This is a genomic window from Cupriavidus sp. CPT47-8839-RL05A, assembly GCF_058792255.1.
Genome location: NZ_JBYTEG010000018.1, coordinates 90,723 through 109,353 on the forward strand (window position 1 = coordinate 90,723; position 18,631 = coordinate 109,353).

The window sequence follows — 18,631 nt, forward strand, 5'->3', positions numbered from 1 at the left end:
AGCCGCTGCCTTGTCACTGTTGTGCGTAGCCGATCCGAGCCGTCGCTAGATACCCCCGCACCGCCGTGACGATGGCATGGACAATGCGGACCTGATTTCCCGGATCACTAACGTAACCCTCGTCTGCGGGATCAACAATGACACCCGCTTCCAACAGCACGGCGGGCATCTCGGCTTTTCGGAGGACAACCAGATCGTCGAAGCGGTAGATGCCGAGATCTGGCACCAGTAACTCCCGTGACTCGCCTTCGATTGGCTCCGCATGATGCAGCGTCGGTGGCCGGCCCAGCTTGTGCATTTCCGCCCCCAGCATCTGCGCAACGGCGAGGCTTTGCGCGTAGTGCGCATTGCGTTGCGACACGAAGATCGAATAGCCGGAAATGGGCCGGGTGGTCCGATATGCATCGTGGTCGCCGACTGCGACCTTTTCGAGGTACTGCAACTGCGCCGAGTCGTGGTGGATCGACAGGAACAGGTCGGCCTGCCGCTCGTTGGCGAAGCGGGCGCGCTCTTCCAGCGACACGTTGTCGCCCGGTCCGCGGGTCAGCACCACCTCGAACCCGGCCTGTGTGAACGCCTGTACCAGCAGCGAAGCGAGGCCGTCGTTGTAGCGGACCTCGCGGATACCACGCACGCCCAGTGCGCCGCCCTGCGCCGGTGTGTGGCCGGGATCGATGACGATGCGGGCCGGACGCGTGCCGATGGCTGGCGGCGAAGCGATGGCGAGGGCGGGCAGGCAAGCTGCCAGCCATGCCAGCAGCGCGCGGCGCCTGGCGGAGATCACCGGCGCCATCGGATCAGTTCCAGGCCTTCTTGGCGATCATGTCGTTGCGGCAGGTGCCCGCCTTGCATTCGCGCACCCGGTCGCGCAGGTATTCAGCACGCTCGCGGTTCACGCGGTAGTTGCAATCCACGTCAATCGCGCCGCCCGACTCGCATGACGCGTCGCGGTACTTGATCCAATCCAGTTGAGTGTCCTTCAGCTTCTGTTTCACGCTGTCTCCAACCATGCCACGCAGTTCGTTGTAGCTCCCGTTCAGTTCCTTGTCGGATTCCAGAAACAGCTTGGCGAAGCAGTAGGTCTTGTCGTAGCTGGTGCGGTACTTGTCGCATTCGTTGGCGGCCTGGGCAGCGACCGGGGCCAGCAGAGCAAGGGTCAGAGTAGAAAGGATGGCTTTCATCGGTTTCGTATGGAGAAAAGGTTGGATTTCCTGCATGCACCCGAGCGATACCGCCTGGCTGGCTGAACGGGTGCGCATAGTGTATCTGCGGCAACTTGCCGCCGCATCTGGTGCTGCCTTTGAACGATACCCTTCCGATGGGGTTTCACATTGTGCCAAGCTGGTATGTCGCCCCCTTTGGAAGGAGTCCGTCCAAGCCAGGCTTGACGAGATTGCGGCAAAGCGGATAGATTGACGAAACCATGAGCCGCCGCCCTGCCTTCCTCATCCTTGATCTCACTGCGAACCAGCCGCAGTGGGGCGCGCGCGCCAAATCCAAAAAACAGTCGCTCATCTGACCGGAGCGTGCTGTTCCGTCAGTTGAGCGACGGAACAGCATCAGTGTAGAAGACGGTCTGCCAATCCCTCCCTTACTGTCTTGAGCACCTCTTGCTCTGTCGCTTGCCTGTGCGGTTTCCGAATCGGTCGATCCGGAGCATGCAATGCAAGAAATGAAGTCTCTCTATCGTGGTATCTGGCTACCCCTGGTCACGCCTTTTCGCAACCATGAGGTTGATCACGTCGCGCTGCGGCGGCTAGTGGCCCATTACCGCAGCAGCGGCTTGGCGGGGTTGGTGGTGTGCGGCAGCACCGGCGAAGCCGCCGCGCTCGATGAGGCGGAACAGTTGGCCGTTCTGGATACCGTGCTGGCCGAGGCCGGGGAGTTGCCGGTCATGATGGGCCTGGCTGGCAACAATCTCCGGGATGTACTGAGCCGTCTGGACAGGATTGACGAACGTCCGCTGGCGGGAATCTTGGCGCCTGCCCCGTACTACATAAGACCGTCGCAGGAAGGATTGAAGAAGTACTTTTGCGAGCTGGCCGATAGATCTACGGCACCGCTGGTGCTGTATGACATCCCTTACCGAACCGGTGTGACGCTCAGCGCCGAAACGCTGCTCTCGTTGGCGGATCACGGCAATATTCGGGGTATCAAGGACTGCGGCGGTAACGCTGAAACCACACAGGCGTTAATCGCCGATGGCCGCCTGGCTGTCCTCGCGGGAGAGGACCACCAACTGCTTGCCACCCTGTGCATGGGCGGTCAGGGCGCCATCGTTGCGTCCGCTCACATTCGGCCTGATCTCTTCTCGGCGTTGTGGCGCGCTGTGGCTGAGCAGCGCTTGAGCGTCGCACGCCGCCTTTTCCATGCCCTAATGCCTCTGATTCGGCTCATGTTTTCAGAACCTAACCCAGGTCCGATCAAGACGTTACTGGCCAGGCACGGGTGGCTGGCTGATGAACTGCGTTTGCCAATGACGTCGGCTTCAACCGTGCTCGCCGAGCAATTGGCAATGACGTGTGAGGCCTTGGACCTGGTACACGCGAATGCGTTGTAATTGCGCAGGCTAGCGCTAGGCGTACGGTCACCACCGCATCCGGCAAAGGGCGACGGATCTATTTCTGGTCAGATCTTGAAATAGATCTGCGCCGGCCGGGCGAACGGTTGCGGGCGTCTCTCTCCTACGCCATTGGTGTCTGCCTGTTTGTAGCGGTGTTTCTCGCGACGGCCCGACGGGTTACGCGTCAGCTTCCTGAGCGGCATAGCGCCGCACAAGTTTGGCCTGCTTCCTCAAAATCCGCGCAGCCTTCCCCGGAATTCTTCGAAGAACTTTTTTTGTTGCCATCGGACTCCTGTTCCCCGGCCTTGCCGTCCTCTCACTGGTAATGGGTGCATTCACTACTACCAGTTTCCAGGTATTGCACAGGGCCTGGTGCGGACTCATGATGGACTACCTTCGCTGAGCCAATAGCGCTGCGCGAAAGCCGGCGCTAGCACTGCTCATCATTCCAGTCTACAAGAGGCACCACATGAAACCCACCCTGATCAGTCTGGAGGCATTTAAGAGTAAGACCAAACTTTCCGGCTTCCGAGGCAGGAGGAAGCTACTGAAAATCGACATGCTGCTGGAAGCATGGGTGACCAATCCACCGCCGACAGCAGATGGGCGTATGCAGCATCTTGGCACCCTCTTGGGTGCGTGTGACGAGTGGATAAAGATTAAGGCGGGGAAAGAATCGACGAACAGCGCGTTGCGAAGCGTTGCTGTGCGGGACCTTCGCAAGCAGGTGCTCTTACTTATGAGCTACGAGCAGTTCGAACGCAAGAAGCAACTCTCCGGCCCCCGCACAGGAGTTCCCCTTCAAGCTGGCTACTCCGTCGAGCGAGTGCTGTTCAATCAAGCCAGGGACCAGTTTCGCCGTGCGGGAACGTATGGATTGGACCAGACGATTTCGCCGGTGGGCGGAAGCTTCGCCCATGATGCTCACACAAGGCAGCCATCTCCGTTGGTCCAAGGTCGACAGTTCGATCAGTTCAGGCCAGAGGACTTCACTGCCTACGAGAAGCTGGCTCCCATCTCAAGCCAAAGCATGTATGTCCACTATATGCGCAAGCATGAGCGCCTTGGAACGATGCTTACCGTGTCAAATGGGCGGCTTAGCCGCAACGGTGCCTGGTATTCGACGCCCAGGGGCATCACGATCTATGCCATGGATCTCTACGGAAACCTGTTCGTGCAGAACAGCACCGAAAACGGGCGCCTGGTCGGCAACGTCAGCTCGCAATTCAATCACTCGTCGCTCAATGCTGGCAATAATGTGATCTGCGCTGGCGAGATTGTGGTCGAAAATGGCATCCTTCGCGAAATCTCCAACGCCAGTGGGCACTATCGCCCTACCAGAGAAAATCTAATCGAATGTCTGCGCGTACTAGCGGATGATGACCTGAACATGGACGAAGCAACAGCGATCGTCCATACGGCTACAGGGGACGAGCGCGATTCTGTCGCCGCCCTTTGCGCGCCGGGGCAAGCGACCGCTCCGACCCCGCCGCCTGGCAGGCCGCGAGCGAACCGCCACGCCCCGCCGCCTCGACTTGAGCCTGCAGCCGAGCCAAGTCGCGGATGGAAGAGTGGCAGGAAGCCAGCGACCGCTCCTCAATCAGAGCCCGTCGCCGAGCCGAGCCGCGGATGGGACAACGGCGGGCCATTGTAAGGTTGAGCCTACAAATGGCTGAGAGCTGGCTAAGCCCCTGGACAGCCGCTTGCGATCGGCCACAGCCAGAGGTGTAGTGCATGGTTCACGCCGCCCGGCTCTTCATCGAGCATGGCTTTGGCGCCACCAGCGTGGAGGCCATTGCCGCCGCCGGCATTTCCAAGAAAACCTACTACACCCGCTCTGCCGGCAAGGCAGAAGTCTTCGAGGCAGCCGTGCTGCGCTACGTGGCCCAGAACGCGAGGCGCGAATCTTCGCACGCGTCCGGCAACGGGTACCAACGCTAATCGTGATTACGCATCGCCATGCGCTGGTCCAGGCGTCCGATCGCGTATATCGCATCGCGAACGGCAAGCGTTCAAGAGCATTCTCTGAGCGTTGCGAACGCCCGACATCAGAACCTCCAGAAGAGGAACTGCCGATGCCGTTGCGCACGGACCGTGCGAGACGGCCGGCTCTCGGGGCCGAGCCGCGCATCGGGATCGATCGCCCGCGCGCGCAACGCCATGTCGTAGAACGCGCCCACCATCGGCAGGGCACTGCGCGCGCCCTGCCCCCAATCGTTGCCGAGCGTCACACGCCCATCGTCGAAACCCACCCACGCGCCCGCGACCAGTTGCGGATGCATCAGGATGAACCAGCCATCCGTGTTGTCCTGCGTCGTGCCCGTTTTGCCGGCCACGTCGGCGCGAATCCCGAAGCGCGTCCGGATACCCGCGCCGGTGCCCCGGCTGACGACGTCGCGCATCACGTCGACGAGCGTTTGCGCTGCACCGGCGGGCAGTGCCTGCTCTGGCGCTGCCTTCGCGAACTCGGCGAGCACCTTGCCGTCGTGATCCTCGATGCGAGTGACCATGCGCGGTTCGATATAGGCTCCGCGGTTCACGATCGTGCTATACGCGGAGACCATTTCCTTGAGCGTGACCGGGCTAGTGCCGAGCGCTAGCGACGGCACCGCTTCGAGCGGACTCTCGCGCACGCCCATCGCGCGCGCGAGCCGTGCGACCTTCTCGGGGCCTTCCTTTTGCATGAGCTGCGCGGTTACGCGGTTGCGCGAATACGCCAGCGCGTCGCGCAGCGTCATCGGCCGGCCGGTGGGCGGTTCCGCATCGGTAGGCCGCCAGACCGCATCCCCGGCCAGTGGAATGACGACGTTCCGGTCTACGATCGTATCGCTCGGCCGCGCCCCGTCCGCGAACGCCGCGCCATAGACGAACGGCTTGAATGTCGAACCCGGCTGACGCCGTGCCTGCTGCACATGATCGAACGGTGCATCGCTGAAATTGCGACTGCCGACCCATGCCTTGATATCGCCGTTGCGTGGATCGATCGCGACAAAGCCGGCCTGGACCTGAGTCTTGCTCCGGCAAAGCGCGCGGACAAAGGCAGGGTTCGTGGCGAGCTTCCTGAGTGCTGCCAGGTCCGATCGGCCAGCATCGCGTGCAGCGCGATAGTCGGGCGTTTGCCGGATGAATGCCTGGAACAGTTCGTTGCCCGGCCAGCAGCCCGTGCGTTCGTTCCAGGCTTCGTTCGCGATCCATTGCAACTGGTTCGCCTGCCAGTCCACCGCCTGCGTTGCCATCGCCTGCAGACGGGAATCCAGAGTCGTGCGCACGACCAGCCCGTCGGCATAGATGTTGTAGCCGTTGCGATCGGCCCACGCGATCAGCCACTTGCGCAGCTGCGCCGAAAAATGCGGCGCAGCGCCCGGTTGCGCGGTCTGCAATGCGAAATTGACGTTGAGCGGTTGTCGCTTCAACCAGTTATAGGCATCGGCATTGAGCTTCCCATACTTATTCATCTGCCCGAGCACGGTATTGCGCCGCTGCACCGCGCGATCGGGATTGAGCACAGGGTTGTAAGTGCTGTTGGCCTTCAGCATGCCGACTAGCGTTGCGCTCTCGAGAATGTCGAGCTGATGGGCCGATTTGCCAAAATAGGTGCGTGCGGCCATTTCCACGCCGTAGGCGTTATACAGGAAAGGCACTGTATTCAGGTACGTCTCGAGGATCTGATCCTTGCTGTACACGGCTTCGATCTTGAACGCCGTGATCGCTTCCCTGAGCTTGCGCGCGAGGGTCGGTGCGCGGCCGATCTCCTCGGGATACAGGTTGCGCGCGAGCTGCTGCGTGATCGTCGAGCCGCCCTGCCGGTCACCGGAAAGCGTATGCAGCGCAGCCGACGCAGTACGCATCCAGTCGATGCCGAAATGCTCACGGAAGCGCCGGTCTTCAGTTGCGATCAACGCTTCCACCATGTACGGCGATATCCGCCGGAGCGACACCCACTCGCGATTGGCCGGTTTGAATTCGTCTATCAGCCTGCCGTCGGCCGACACAATCAACGCTGGCCGGTCGACACGGGCTTTGCGAATGTCTCCGATGCCCGGCGTGAATGGCACGAGCGCAAGCACATATAGCAGGAACAGCGCCGGCAATGCGGCGAGCGTCAGCACGATGCCGCGTCGCGTCGGGTGACGAAGGCGGCGCATCGCGCCGTTGAAACCGCGTCTGGCTATGGTGCTGCCGGCGGCGCAGAGCGGTGGGATGCGTGCGAGCCACCGTGCGCAATATTCACGAAACAACGATACATGGCGGCGATTCACGATGGCGGGCGCTGGCGGAAAGAGCGGGATCGTACCAAAGGGGAAGCGCGCTTTTGATACCAAAGCAGAGCGGTGGCACGTGGCATTAACAGACGATTACATTTGTTTCGGGTGGCTAAGGTTCTGGACATATCGCAGCATCGAGCTGGGAGAGCCTGCGTATGCCTACGTCGGCGTGTCGACGATCAGGACAGAGTTGCTTGCGTCCCGCGGCACGAACGCATGCCACGCTCGCCCAACCCGGATCGGGTGGGGCAGCCTTCGTTACCGGGATAACCCTGTGCCGCAAGTCCGTGCCCGATGGTTCAATCGCTTCTCTTTGCAGCATGACATGACGGAGCATCTCCCGTGAACCTGACCGATACCCTGCACCGATCCCTTCAGCAATCGCCGGAGAAAGTGGCCACGATCTTCCGCGGGCGCCAGCGCACATTCCGCGAGTTCGGTGACCGCGTTGCCAGACTGGCGGGTGCGCTCCAGACCCTGGGCATGGGGCGCGGCGACCGGGTCGGAATGCTTGCGCTCAACTCCGACCGCTATCTCGAATATGCGATGGCCGTCTGGTGGGGCGGCGGTGTGCTGAATCCGGTCAACTCGCGGTGGAGCGTGCCGGAAGTGGTCTATTCCCTCGATGACTGCGACACCGGCATCCTGATCGTCGACGACAACTTCCTGCACATGGCGGATGGCATCCGCACGACCGCCCGGCGCTCACCGATTCTGATCCATGCCGGCGATGGCGAGGCGCCCGCCGGCATGCTGTCGTTCGACACGCTGATTCGAGAAGCGGCGCCGGCCAACGATGCCCATCGCGGCTACGAAGACCTCGCCATTGTGATGTACACAGGCGGCACCACCGGCTTCCCGAAGGGCGTCATGATGACCCACATGAGCCTGTGGACTGGCTGCATCCAGCGCATGGCCGATACGCCGCCAATCCGGAACGGCCGCGTGCTGCACTCCGGCCCCTTCTTTCATATCGCAGCGATGAACCGGCTGCTGATGCAATTCATCGCCGGCGAGACTCACGTCATCGTGCCGTCGTTCGAAGCAGGCGAGGCGCTCGAGACCATCGAACGCGAGGGCATCACGGATCTCGGCCTCGTGCCGACAATGATCCAGATGCTGATCCAGCACCCGGATTTCGGCAAGCGCAACCTTTCCACCCTGCGCCGGATCGGCTATGGCGCATCGCCGATCATTGCATCGGTACTTGAGCAGACATTGGCAAAGCTGCCGGGTGTGGACTTTGCGCACTCATACGGGCTGACAGAGACCATGATTGTCTGCACGAATCCGCCCGAGAACCATGGCGAGGCCGCCCGCACACTCGGCTTGCATCTTTCGGTCGGCAGGCCGGCATACGGACTCGCCGTAAAGATTGTCGATGCCGATGGCGCAGAACTGCCCCGCGGCTCGGTGGGCGAACTGATCGTTCGCGGGCCGAGCGTCACCCGTGGCTACTGGAACAAGCCCGAGGAAACTGCCCGCGCCCTGCGCGACGGCTGGCTCCACACCGGGGATGGCGCATACATGGATGAAGAGGGCCATATCTTCATTGTCGACCGCCTGAAGGACATGATCGTCAGCGGCGGCGAGAACGTGTACTCGGCAGAAGTCGAGAATGCCATTGGCCGCCATCCCGACGTGGCAATGTGCGCAGCCATTGGCATCCCCCATCCGGTATGGGGCGAGTCCGTGCATGCGATCGTTGTTGCCAAGCCAGGTGCAGCGGTGAGCGAAGACGAGATCAGGGAGCACTGCCGGCAGTTCATCGCGGGCTATAAATGCCCGAAGTCGGTGGAGTTCCGTACCGCGATGCCGTTGTCCGCTGCGGGCAAGATTCTCAAGAGGGAGTTGCGGGCGCCGTACTGGGATGGGAAGGGGCGCAACGTCAACTAGCGGAATGGGTGCCCACCTCCCGAACGTGTGCCGGGAAGGCACTTTGTACAACGCTGTATCAAGTAGCACCAACGATACGCTCGCCGACAAATCTGGCCGGGACGTTCTCCATGGACTGCGGATCGTTGATGCTTCGCGCGATCCATCGGTTGAACGCCTCGTCGGAATGCAGAAGCTTGTACCATTCGAGATCGCTATGCCTCGCAGTGCGGATCTCAATCTTCATGAGAGCCCCTTCGCTGGTATTTCCTTCTTGCTTACGCGAACCAACGGTCAATGGCCAACTGACCTGACACTGCGCGGTAGCTCAGATCATCCACACGTTTGCACAGCTCGCGCCAAGTGGTCTCCTCCAGTAGACAGTAATCAAGGAGAATGCCGATCGACCTGATCTCGTTAAGCAGGACCAGAGCAGGGATCGAATGGCGAAACCCCGGGGAGCCATACAACGCTGGCATATAGGCATTGACGAACGCACGCCACAAAGACGCTGAATCGTCTCGGCCTTCGGTCTCGAGCCACCATCCAATGGTGGCCAGGTCAAACCATTGCGGCCCGCATCCACAGTCGTCGAAGTCGAACAACGTGACTCGCCTGCCTTCGATCCGCATATTCGCCATTCGGAAATCGCCATGGCAGAAGCCGATGGGCATACCGGCAGGCGGCCAACCGGCAGCCGCCAAGTGCTTGCAACGGTCCCTGACTGTCGCTGCTGCGCTACCGGCAAAGGCGAACGCTTCGGCCAAACGGTTCAGCGTCCGATATGCCTCACCAAGCTCTGCAATATGTCTGCTTGGTGCGAGCTCGCCCAACGCAGGCTGCGCATGAAGACGCTTCAGCGCGTTCGCGGCTGCAGCGAGATCATCACAGGTCATCTCCACAGGACGTCCCACTGCCGCGTCAAACAAAGCTGCATGACGTATAGCACCGTCCGACAAGGCAAGACGAAAGCGCCTTCCGCCCCGGAGCGTTGAATGTGCACTCGATACTTCCAGCAGATCATCCCGCTCGATTCGCGCTAGCAAACGCAGCTCGGCGTCGATCTCGACTTCGCCTCGTCCATGGGTTCTGTACAGACGAAGGTAGTAGGTCCGATCGGCGGAATCCGTCAGCGAGAATGTTCGATTCACCCCGTGCACGACTTCATGCACTTCGATCGCGTCTATGCCGTAGACGGTTGCGACGGCCCGCCGCACCATTGCGACGTCGCCAGCCGATTTGGTTTCGTGATCAATGGTCATGGCCTATGCGACCTGTCTCACGGCAAGGACCGGGGAGCGCCCTACGGATCGATAGACTATCGGATCGACGCCCCGCGACTCGGCCTGCAGCCGTGGATGCCGTTCGGGACGATCGATGCGGTGTCTGCATCAAAGTAGATGCCATCGTATCTGTCGCCGGTGTAGAAGAGCATGTTAATCAGCTTGCGCTTGAACCGCCCCCGCAACCGGACGACGGGGCTCATGCAGTCATTGCGTGAGGCGGTGCTTGGGTCCACGTACTTGATAAGCGGCTGGTCAGAGCCCTTGTATAGAACAACGACATCCCAGCCAATGAACCGCGTCGGGGTATCGTTCTCGTTATCGAACGTTCTGGCTTGCATCTGGCCACCCTCTCCACCAGCCTTTAGCACCCGGTACTGTACGTAGCAGTCCCCGCAGGCGTACTGCATGTAGATGACATCGATCGTCGTATTGTCGCTTGAGAGCGAGAATGGATATAGGAGTACGGCCAGGACTCCGGCACCCATTAGCAGCACCGAAGACAGGGCAAGGCCGGGTATCTTGCAAGCAAATTATTTCATTTGTCTGGCCTCCTTTTGTACAAGAAGGTCCCTCCAGTCCCGGGATTGGTTTCTACCGGATTGGCTGTGGCCCAAGGCAACACGGATGCGGACAGGCCGGTTGAAATGCTACATAGACCTCGCTTACTGGACCCACGCTCTTACCACTGGTCCGAAGCTCAAGAATCGCGGTATCGATTTCCGAATGCTCGATCCGCTCCGGCACCAGACCGATGGCCCCCAAAGCTGCCTTGGCGCTTTCCAGGCGCATCATGGCTAGATTCATCGATGGCCGTCCGCTGTATGCTCGCCTGACAAAGACGGCATATTGCCCTCCACTGGGAAAGCTCTCTTCATTCTTGCGTTCCACTCGGCCAGCTTGCGGACTTCCGCTGCCGGCAAGACGCTGTCGGCGTTGCCAAAGCTGAGTTCGTGCTCGAGGCCGATCAGCGCGCAAGGGAATGTGGGGCTGCACCACTTGAACAGCAGGGCAGCGGTGAGTCTTCGCAGCATGATCAATCTCCGATGTTGACGATATAGCCTGCAATGTTGTTCGCATCGGCGATGCAGAACTGATCGCACATCCGGGCCTTCATCTCGAAGTTGCGCAGAAGCTCTATACGCGGTGTATTTAGTGCTGTCTTTACGGCAGATCAACATCCCGAAGATGCGTGGGGGTACCCCGGCACTGCGTTGATCGGGCGCCGCGGAAGATGTTCTCTCTATTGACGTCGCAACGTTCGCGCGGTTCTATCCCATGGTGGCGCTCTGTCACGCTTGATGGAGCTTCTTCCAGCCGAAGGGAACCAATGCCAGATATTCGTTACGCACTAAAGAATGGCGACCCAACCACTACAGGTGGCCAACTCATCGCCCATACAAACCACATGATCCACCATGGCGTGAGCGTCGGCGTGGAAGGGGACATTGCGACGTGTCCGGCCTGCAAATCAACCGGATCGGTGATGAACGATTGCTACCCGGCTTTCGACATTCTCGGCAAACAAATCCTAGTGAGTGGCGCCCGCGTCAATTGCAGGTGCGCAAACAGGCCCGTCGTTCTCCATACCCAGCACGATTTCACGATCGAGGTCTCTCGCAGCGGGTACGGCCAAGCACAGATTGCGAGTAACGCTGTCCATGGCGGAGCATCTGAAGATAGTGTTTTGGGGCTTGCATATGACGAGCGCTATGTTATTCGCGACGGGAGCTCGCAGGATCCAGTTCCGAATATTGCTTACGCGATCAAGCGAGGAAATGGTGAAGTTGAACATGGCACGACAGATGCCGATGGCCGTACCCACCTGCTATCAAGTGTCGCGCAATCGGAAGACGTCGCAATTTATGTGGAAGGATGAGCATGACCAATACGATCATTTCCCCAAACGGCAAGCGGATGACAAAGGTCGCCACGCGCACGACTACACCTGCCAGTAATGACGAACCGAAGTCAGTCTATATCGAGCGAGAGTACGTAGAAGTGTTTGTCTTCGATAGCTTGCCACGCCCTGCCTCCGCCTTCGGACACGTTGCAATAGGAATCGACGGTACGGTGTACAGCCGAGCGCATGAACGGTACTACAAGGGCTCGCTTTCGGAATACCTTAAGAGCAATACGCAAAGGGTCAAGCGCGATGTGGCTGGGCTGTACCTATGGGTTACCCCGCGCGAGAAGACCATTCTCCGCGATGAACTGGACAGACGGGTGATGGTAGACGCAGAGTATAGTGTGCTCAATAACTCATGTAGTTCGAATGTCGCGGATGTGCTGGAGATGATTGGCATCATGGCGCATGACCCCCGCTATTTTCCGACGCCAGTATCCCCTGCGGAGTTGCTCGCCGCACTGGAAAAGTCAAACAGGCTTATCGAACGTAGGTTCTACGGGAAGGGTTACGAGGGTGGCGCGTCCGGCAATTGGTAGGGTATTCATCTGGAGTGCATGTGCTGCTGCGTTGTGCCTCGCATACGCTTGGTTCAGCGGCTATGTCATCGACGTCGCGGGGCGAACGGCAGTAGCCCCCGTTCCGCTGCACGATAACCCGCTTGACGTATTGCAGCGGCACGGGCCTTTCAAGGGAACCGCTCCGCCGGGCACACGATGCCGACTGGTCAACGTCGAGACGAAAGCTGTAGTTTCCTACCGGATGAAATGCGGCAACCTCGACGGTTGGACCGATGAAGCCGATTCGTTTGATCCACCACTGGGAATTGGTCTGTTCGGAAGCGCTGAGTGATTCGCCGTTCTTGGTCGACTCCCTCGCCCGCCCCCGGCTGTCGAACACTTGGGTGTCTTCCAGTGCGTTGCCCCTACCCCACCAGCGCCCGAAACTCCCGCGCCATGGCAGGCACCACCTGACTGGCGCACCGGGCAAGATTGACTTGCATGGCCGTGCCGGCGACATCCAGAAGGATCGGGTCAATGCTGTAATCGCGCTGATCCAGCCATACCAGCACATCCAGCAAGTGCCAGAGTGTGGTGCTGCCTTCATGCACCGGCGCCGGGAAAGACTCGGGATAGCCGATCATCAACTTGCGCATGTTCTGGCGGGACATGCCGACGGCATCGGCGATATCGGTGAGTCCCACCAGATCGGGAACCGCTTCGATCAGCGTCGCGGACGGCATGGCGCGCCGGGCATCGGCAAGGGCGCTTACCATGGCCGACTTAGCGGAATCTGCCTCGCGGACAAATGACAACGCCACGCGTCCTGGCAGGCCGGTACCCACGAGTGCGTCATCACAACCTGCCTCGCCCAGGCGTTCGGCCAGTGCTTCGATGTCGTGGTCGACCTGCGACAGCAGGAATCTGAAAGTGAAGGCGTATTCCATGGCTATTTCTTGGTCTGCAATGTATGGGGCGTCGTCATTCACGCAGCGGCATTCCTTGTTATTGCGGGGGCAATAGAGGCGACCTTAGGCGTGCCCGCTCTTCATTCACGTCGAGAAGATCGTCACACGCCGATCCTCAGGATCACGAGCAAAGCAGCATGTGGCGCGTCGGCGCGCGTACGTGCTTGCCAAAGACATTCACCAGCCGTCCGCCCCTGATCTCGTCACAGACCATAGCCGTGCGCCCCATCGCCACGCCCCGGAGGTTCAACGCAGCGCTGATCGCAAGGTTCGGCGGATTGAACCGCGTCCCCTCCAGATGCGAAATCCGTGCCGGGTGACGGGCCTCAAATCATGTGCACCATTCCAAGAACTCGGCCGCGCCGACCCATGTCGATATGTCATGCAGCAACACGACACCGTCGAGCGAAGCCGAGGTCCACGACACTCCTGATACTTGGATCAGTGCCGGATAGGTTGTGGCCCCGGACAACAAGCATGTGGGCATCTGGGGTTGATCGCAATAGCGGCAGTATTGATGTAGCGGACTACCTGCGGCTTCAGGTCCGTTCTTGCCAGGTGCGCTGGGTCAACGCTTCTCTCGACAACTCTGGACACCTGGATATCAGCCACCCCGACGCCGAGGTTCCGGAGGGCTTCCATTAGGTGTATCCGCCGGATTTCCGCAAGCCGAGCGGGTACGCCCGCAGCTTTGTTTGCCTGGACCTCAACGTAGAACTCGCCCGCATTTGGAAACCTGAGCCTCAGTTCAGACCGCCAGTCGGCCAATCGCAGCATCTCTTGCGCAGACAAACGAGAAGCACCCGGCTCGAAGATGGGATCCAACTCCAGGTTACCCAAGCTGCAGCCGAAGGAAGGTATGGGCGTGGCAAGCAGGAGTGCCAACAAGACGAGAATCCTCTTCATTGCTGCCTCCAAATCGGCTTATCCCCGTTCCAGTTCGGGATGTTCACCACGTAGGCGGCAATATTGTCGGCATTGCTCAAGCAGAACATATCGCGGGCAGCCGCCCGCTCCTGCGAGCGCGTCATACTGTACCAGTGGTCATCTGTATTCATCGCAGCGGGAAAATGCGACACCTCGTGAATCAACGTTACCAGCTTGGAGTCCTTTGCAAGAGGCATGCCGTCATAGCGATTGTTTTCATCTGGTTGGGAGCAGAATATGTCGCCGATGAAGATCGTGTAGGTACCGTCCGGCTTGCAAACGCTCGCAGAAGCGGGAATTTGCCCTGACCCGGATCGTGGTACACATCCGACCCGCGCAAGCGCTTCGGGCGTGCTTCGCTCGTAGTTCTTTGCCGTCAAGCCTTTCATAATTTCGCGGATCCGGACGAGACCGTCGAGCAGGGTAGTTCGCGTTTCGGGCAATGCAGAGCCGAACCATAGACTGACCTTGTCCTGATCCGCACGGCTCCATCGCTCAAGTTCGCCGAGGCGGTCGCCTAAAAGGCGAACCGCCTTATCACGAAGCCGACTCATTATCTTGTGGAACATTTCATTGCTCATACTCGGGCAGATCCTTGCCTCGTCCGAAGTGTGCTCGTTGCCGGTAACGCCTTCCGAAAGCTTGTTGAATGTTTGCGGCGCGTTGGCTTCTTTCCATGACGCGCCTGCAATGGATGTTCCTTGATTCACCTCTATGGTGAAGTTGTTTTGGGAAGGAATGACAAATGGCTTAACGGCACAAGAGCAATACACCCGCGCCCCTTCGACGAGTATCTGCTTGCCCATCAGGTCAAAGGCCGGATAGCAGTCATTGACCACCCTTCCACCCATTTTGCACACAGGGCACGTGGCGAAATCTCCGTCCACGGCTACACGAACGTTGTGGTGCCACATGTCGCCGGTACCGATGAGCGTTCCGCCGGTACTTGTCGCGTCCCCGTCTCGGAGTGCATTTCGAACATCAGCCATGGTCCTCTCCTTTTGTCGTTGGGCTGAGGTTCTATACGTGGCGTACGTAGTGCTGTCTTTACGGCAGATCAAGATCCCAAAGACACGAGGGGCGCGTCAGCACTGTGTTGGCCGGGGGCGCCGCGGGTGATGGAGCCATGGTCAGAGGTCGCGATAACACGTTGGCTCGTTGGCGGGACGATGTCGGACATCGGCTAGCGCATATTTCCCGCTCCACCATTCGGCGGATTCCCTGCCCTTCTCAACTGATAAACAATCGCCATCTGTAACCATGATCCCTTGCATGACCGCCGGTCAGCTTGGGAACGCGCTCGACGGAGACGATTCATGTCTGTAACAGCCATTTGTAGGGAACAGCAGGAATGGGCAGCGAACCGGGGCATCGCCTTTGACGCACGCGGTTATGTCTCCCATCTGGACCTGAATCTGATGCGACCACTTTCGCCAGCAACGTTAGCGGCGTTTGCAAATGGCAATGGTGGCGAGCTGCTGGAGCGTGGAGACAGGCCGGCAAAGATGCGAGCCTTGCATTCGTCTTCTGCGCTGGCCGCGAACATCTTCGATTTCTGGACCGATTGCGCGGATGCCACGCCATTGATGAAAGCGCTGGCGCTACCCTCCTGCTCCACCGCAGCGTTATTCGAATCCAAACTTTCCACCGGCGTCGACAGTCACGCCAACCTGGATGTGTGCCTGCCACTGGCGAACGGCGTCATGGCCGGCGTGGAGAGCAAGTTCACGGAATGGCTGCGTGGCAAGGCAACGCAGGTGGGTGAGGCGTTCAGGCCGCCATACCTTGCAAAAGGGCGTCGGCGCTGGGAAGAGGTCGAGTTGCCGCGGGCACAGGCGCTCGCAGAAGCCCTGCAAGACGGCCGGGAAGCGTTCCGGCACATTGGCGCGCCTCAGCTACTTAAGCATGCCCTTGCGCTTGCTCGTCAGTACGGAGACCGTTGGGTGCTGCGGTACGTGTACTTCGATTGGCCGGGACCACACGGCGAGCGTCATCGGGACGAGATCCGGAGGTTCCAAGGGCTGATTGGCGATGAACTGAGGTTCAAAGCCATCAGTTACCAGGCGATCTTCGGGGAGCTTTGTTCAGCTTGTCGGCCAGAGTATCGGACCTATCTCGACTATTTGGGGGAAAGGTACTTCCGACAGTCGATGGACTAGATGACTGGGAACTGCTGGCATCGGGACGTGGGTTGCGGTAACACAATGCAGAGTCGTCTCATTGGCGGCAGTATTTGCAACTCTTAGCCTTGCCGTTGGTGCTGAACACACCACTCGCAACGGCCTCACCGCACCCGACAGACTGCGGTGTTTTCTCGTCCATAGCTTCCGCTAAGGCCGGGTAGCGCGCATCGATACAAGACCCGAAAGGGGAAACATGCGGGCCGTTTGCGAGCGGTGTTCACGTACCTGGCCGCCCTCTGAGCAGGGGCGAACTTAACAATCTTCGCAAGGATTGTCATGACGAAACGAAATTCGCCAACACCCATTCGCACTGTCAAGATTAGCCGCTCCTACTTTCCCGTCGTTCCAGACAACAGCAATGGCTTTACCGGCCTGCGGGCAATTCCGTGGATTCGACTGCGCGGTGTTTGGTTAGAAAAGGCAGGGTTCAATGTCGGGCAATCGCTGAAGGTCAAAGTGCTACGCAAACGCATTATGATCTGGGTGGCGTAGCAGCGAGGTCTAACTGGCGCGGGCAAAACGGCTGTCGGTGACCCCAAAGCCGTCTGCCTACAAAAGAAGCGTACATTGGGGCAAAAGGCTCTGCCCCCGCCCCTCATGTCTCGCCAATGCCAAGTTTAGATTTGTACGCGAAACGCAGGGTAAAACGTGGCAAGGGGATTATCGACGGCATCTGGATCTTGGAGGGCTCGCCTGACATGGCTGGCGACCTGCGCGACGTATGATTGCAACTGTGGGACTAGGCTGTAGATATCAGTGGTGTCGATTGCGATTGTCCGCATCTGATTTACATCGAATGGAATTCTGTCGGCAGTACGAATGATCTGTACGACTGGCAAGCGAGCGGCATGGCGAACTGCAAGTTCGTAGAACACATTCGGGTTGTGGAACGAAAGATCAACCACGACAAGCCGGGCTCGCAAGAGATAGTCAAAAACCTGACGAGTGATGGTGCCTGGCTTGTCAATCTGATCAGCGCGGACAACAGTGAGTCCAAATCCTTCAAGAGCAGGCTCTACGATAGAACCCAGCATCAGGTCCGAGTGCTTTCGTTCGTCAGAGCCCGCAGATCCGATAGGAGTTATGTAAAAGCAAGCAGTCTCATACCGCGCTTGATCGGACGTCACCAACGCCCCCGAGGTCTCTGCTCCTATCGCGAAGCCGCTCCCTTGACTAGCAGCCGATCGCACTTGCTGAGTAACACTCGCCTGTGGGAGTGAGTCAAGATAGTGGTCGATCGTGATAATTCGCTCAGCACCCGCGAGAGATTGCAACAATCCCACATCGCGAAGGTTAACGGTGAAAGTTTCGACCGCTTCATCAGCGAGATCGCTGCTGATTCCCTGAGCCTTCACGACATCGATCAACGCTCCCTTAGGCGGAAGCTTACCCCCCACAAAGTCTTCGTACAGCTTCTTGAATACGGGAATGTTCTCCAGCGCCAGAAATATCCGCGCCTTCGCTCGCTCGCGTTGAGGCTGATCTAGGTCTACGACCTTAACCCCCTCGGGGGTGAGTTCAAGTACCTCCGCTTGGTAGCCGCCCTTGGTCAGACCGTACTTCCCTGAGTTAGTAATCAACTGTCGCGAAGGGCCACTATCTGGTGATTTGCCTATATGGTCGAACAGAGAAATCTTTCGAACTGAACGACCCGCCCCGAACTCGTACATCTGCTTTGCGAAGAGTACAGCCTCCTCGAATGGGCAAGCAGGGAAAGGGCGTGAACCGCGAGCGGCCTTCTTTTGGACGGCTGCCGCAACTCGGGCGTTATGTTCTGCGATTGGATCCGATTTTAGTGATTTCGATACCTTCGGCACAATCTTCTTCGCTGCCGATCGAGTCCCTCTATCGGTCGCTTCTCTCACCCCATCACTTGCCGTTTGATCAACATCTTTTGCTGCCATACTGGTCCGCTCTCCCAATAGGAAAATATCGCCCCACCTTGACCAACAGCATACGACATCACGGGTGGCAATATGCAAAATTCGTCTAGCATCCTGAACCGATTGTTAGCGGACCTAGACGCTCCGACTGCGTTCTGATTTGATGGGTAGGCTTGAGGCGCCAAGAACCTGATTTTCGCGAAGGCCCACTTCTAGTCGATAGCGCCGTTTAATCTCCAGTCGCAAAAATGGGAGCCATTGCCCCCATTTTCGTCCTG

At 59.2% G+C, this 18,631-nt stretch carries 18 protein-coding genes; 8 read left to right on the plus strand and 10 right to left on the minus strand.

The features are described 5' to 3' along the window. Positions 1-13: 13 nt before the first annotated feature. Positions 14-793, minus strand: coding sequence for an N-acetylmuramoyl-L-alanine amidase family protein (locus AC3WVS_RS21825; protein WP_492320333.1), 780 nt, complete (start codon positions 791-793; stop codon positions 14-16). Between the two features lie 4 nt (positions 794-797). Then, positions 798-1,259 carry a lysozyme inhibitor LprI family protein gene (locus AC3WVS_RS21830; RefSeq protein ID WP_492320334.1) on the minus strand — a complete coding sequence of 154 codons (462 nt, stop codon included), beginning with the start codon at positions 1,257-1,259 and terminating at the stop codon, positions 798-800. Positions 1,260-1,663: 404 nt separating this feature from the next. On the opposite strand from AC3WVS_RS21830, the gene dapA reads away from it, so the two are divergent. The 3 genes from dapA to AC3WVS_RS21845 all read left to right on the plus strand — a co-directional run bounded on the left by dapA (position 1,664) and on the right by AC3WVS_RS21845 (position 4,504). Beyond that, positions 1,664-2,560, plus strand: coding sequence for a 4-hydroxy-tetrahydrodipicolinate synthase (gene dapA, locus AC3WVS_RS21835; RefSeq protein WP_492320335.1), 897 nt, complete (start codon positions 1,664-1,666; stop codon positions 2,558-2,560). Positions 2,561-3,032: 472 nt separating this feature from the next. After that, on the plus strand, positions 3,033-4,217 hold the full coding sequence (locus AC3WVS_RS21840) for an IQM protein middle domain-containing protein (protein ID WP_492320336.1): 1,185 nt from the start codon (positions 3,033-3,035) through the stop codon (positions 4,215-4,217). Between the two features lie 80 nt (positions 4,218-4,297). Then, positions 4,298-4,504, plus strand: a complete 207-nt coding sequence (locus AC3WVS_RS21845) for a helix-turn-helix domain-containing protein (RefSeq protein WP_492320337.1) — start codon at positions 4,298-4,300, stop codon at positions 4,502-4,504. Between the two features lie 107 nt (positions 4,505-4,611). Here AC3WVS_RS21845 and AC3WVS_RS21850 read toward each other — a convergent pair whose 3' ends face one another. Beyond that, positions 4,612-6,822 carry a penicillin-binding protein 1A gene (locus tag AC3WVS_RS21850; RefSeq protein WP_492320338.1) on the minus strand — a complete coding sequence of 737 codons (2,211 nt, stop codon included), beginning with the start codon at positions 6,820-6,822 and terminating at the stop codon, positions 4,612-4,614. A 348-nt stretch (positions 6,823-7,170) separates the two neighbouring features. Here AC3WVS_RS21850 and AC3WVS_RS21855 point away from each other — a divergent pair, with 348 nt between their 5' ends. Further along, on the plus strand, positions 7,171-8,724 hold the full coding sequence (locus AC3WVS_RS21855) for an acyl-CoA synthetase (protein ID WP_492320339.1): 1,554 nt from the start codon (positions 7,171-7,173) through the stop codon (positions 8,722-8,724). 58 nt (positions 8,725-8,782) lie between these two features. Here the strand turns inward: AC3WVS_RS21855 and AC3WVS_RS21860 are convergent, their stop codons facing one another. From AC3WVS_RS21860 to AC3WVS_RS21875, 4 genes are all read right to left on the minus strand, one after another. Beyond that, positions 8,783-8,950, minus strand: coding sequence for a hypothetical protein (locus tag AC3WVS_RS21860; protein ID WP_492320340.1), 168 nt, complete (start codon positions 8,948-8,950; stop codon positions 8,783-8,785). Between the two features lie 31 nt (positions 8,951-8,981). After that, entirely contained in the window at positions 8,982-9,965 is a 984-nt protein-coding gene (locus AC3WVS_RS21865; RefSeq protein ID WP_492320341.1) for a phosphotransferase enzyme family protein, read from the minus strand. A 56-nt stretch (positions 9,966-10,021) separates the two neighbouring features. Then, positions 10,022-10,474, minus strand: coding sequence for a hypothetical protein (locus AC3WVS_RS21870; RefSeq protein ID WP_492320342.1), 453 nt, complete (start codon positions 10,472-10,474; stop codon positions 10,022-10,024). Between the two features lie 315 nt (positions 10,475-10,789). Further along, positions 10,790-11,020, minus strand: a complete 231-nt coding sequence (locus tag AC3WVS_RS21875; RefSeq protein WP_492320343.1) for a hypothetical protein — start codon at positions 11,018-11,020, stop codon at positions 10,790-10,792. 296 nt (positions 11,021-11,316) lie between these two features. Here AC3WVS_RS21875 and AC3WVS_RS21880 point away from each other — a divergent pair, with 296 nt between their 5' ends. Together AC3WVS_RS21880 and AC3WVS_RS21885 are read left to right on the plus strand one after the other, a co-directional pair. Then, positions 11,317-11,865 (plus strand): PAAR domain-containing protein, encoded by a 549-nt coding sequence (locus tag AC3WVS_RS21880; RefSeq protein WP_492320344.1) that lies wholly within the window; start codon positions 11,317-11,319, stop codon positions 11,863-11,865. Between the two features lie 2 nt (positions 11,866-11,867). Beyond that, positions 11,868-12,431, plus strand: a complete 564-nt coding sequence (locus AC3WVS_RS21885) for a hypothetical protein (protein ID WP_492320345.1) — start codon at positions 11,868-11,870, stop codon at positions 12,429-12,431. Between the two features lie 386 nt (positions 12,432-12,817). On the opposite strand, the gene AC3WVS_RS21890 is transcribed toward AC3WVS_RS21885, so the two are convergent. Then, positions 12,818-13,339 carry a helix-turn-helix transcriptional regulator gene (locus AC3WVS_RS21890; protein ID WP_492320346.1) on the minus strand — a complete coding sequence of 174 codons (522 nt, stop codon included), beginning with the start codon at positions 13,337-13,339 and terminating at the stop codon, positions 12,818-12,820. Positions 13,340-14,262: 923 nt separating this feature from the next. Continuing rightward, complete coding sequence (locus AC3WVS_RS21895) at positions 14,263-15,276, minus strand: M35 family metalloendopeptidase (RefSeq protein ID WP_492320347.1); 1,014 nt, start codon at positions 15,274-15,276, stop codon at positions 14,263-14,265. Positions 15,277-15,603: 327 nt separating this feature from the next. Here AC3WVS_RS21895 and AC3WVS_RS21900 point away from each other — a divergent pair, with 327 nt between their 5' ends. Together AC3WVS_RS21900 and AC3WVS_RS21905 are read left to right on the plus strand one after the other, a co-directional pair. Then, the gene (locus AC3WVS_RS21900) at positions 15,604-16,446 is read left to right on the plus strand and encodes a PGN_0703 family putative restriction endonuclease (protein WP_492320348.1); all 843 of its coding nucleotides are present in this window, start codon (positions 15,604-15,606) and stop codon (positions 16,444-16,446) included. Positions 16,447-16,746: 300 nt separating this feature from the next. Beyond that, positions 16,747-16,962 (plus strand): SymE family type I addiction module toxin, encoded by a 216-nt coding sequence (locus tag AC3WVS_RS21905; RefSeq protein WP_492320349.1) that lies wholly within the window; start codon positions 16,747-16,749, stop codon positions 16,960-16,962. A 125-nt stretch (positions 16,963-17,087) separates the two neighbouring features. Here AC3WVS_RS21905 and AC3WVS_RS21910 read toward each other — a convergent pair whose 3' ends face one another. After that, positions 17,088-18,374, minus strand: a complete 1,287-nt coding sequence (locus AC3WVS_RS21910) for a hypothetical protein (RefSeq protein WP_492320350.1) — start codon at positions 18,372-18,374, stop codon at positions 17,088-17,090. Positions 18,375-18,631: the final 257 nt, after the last annotated feature.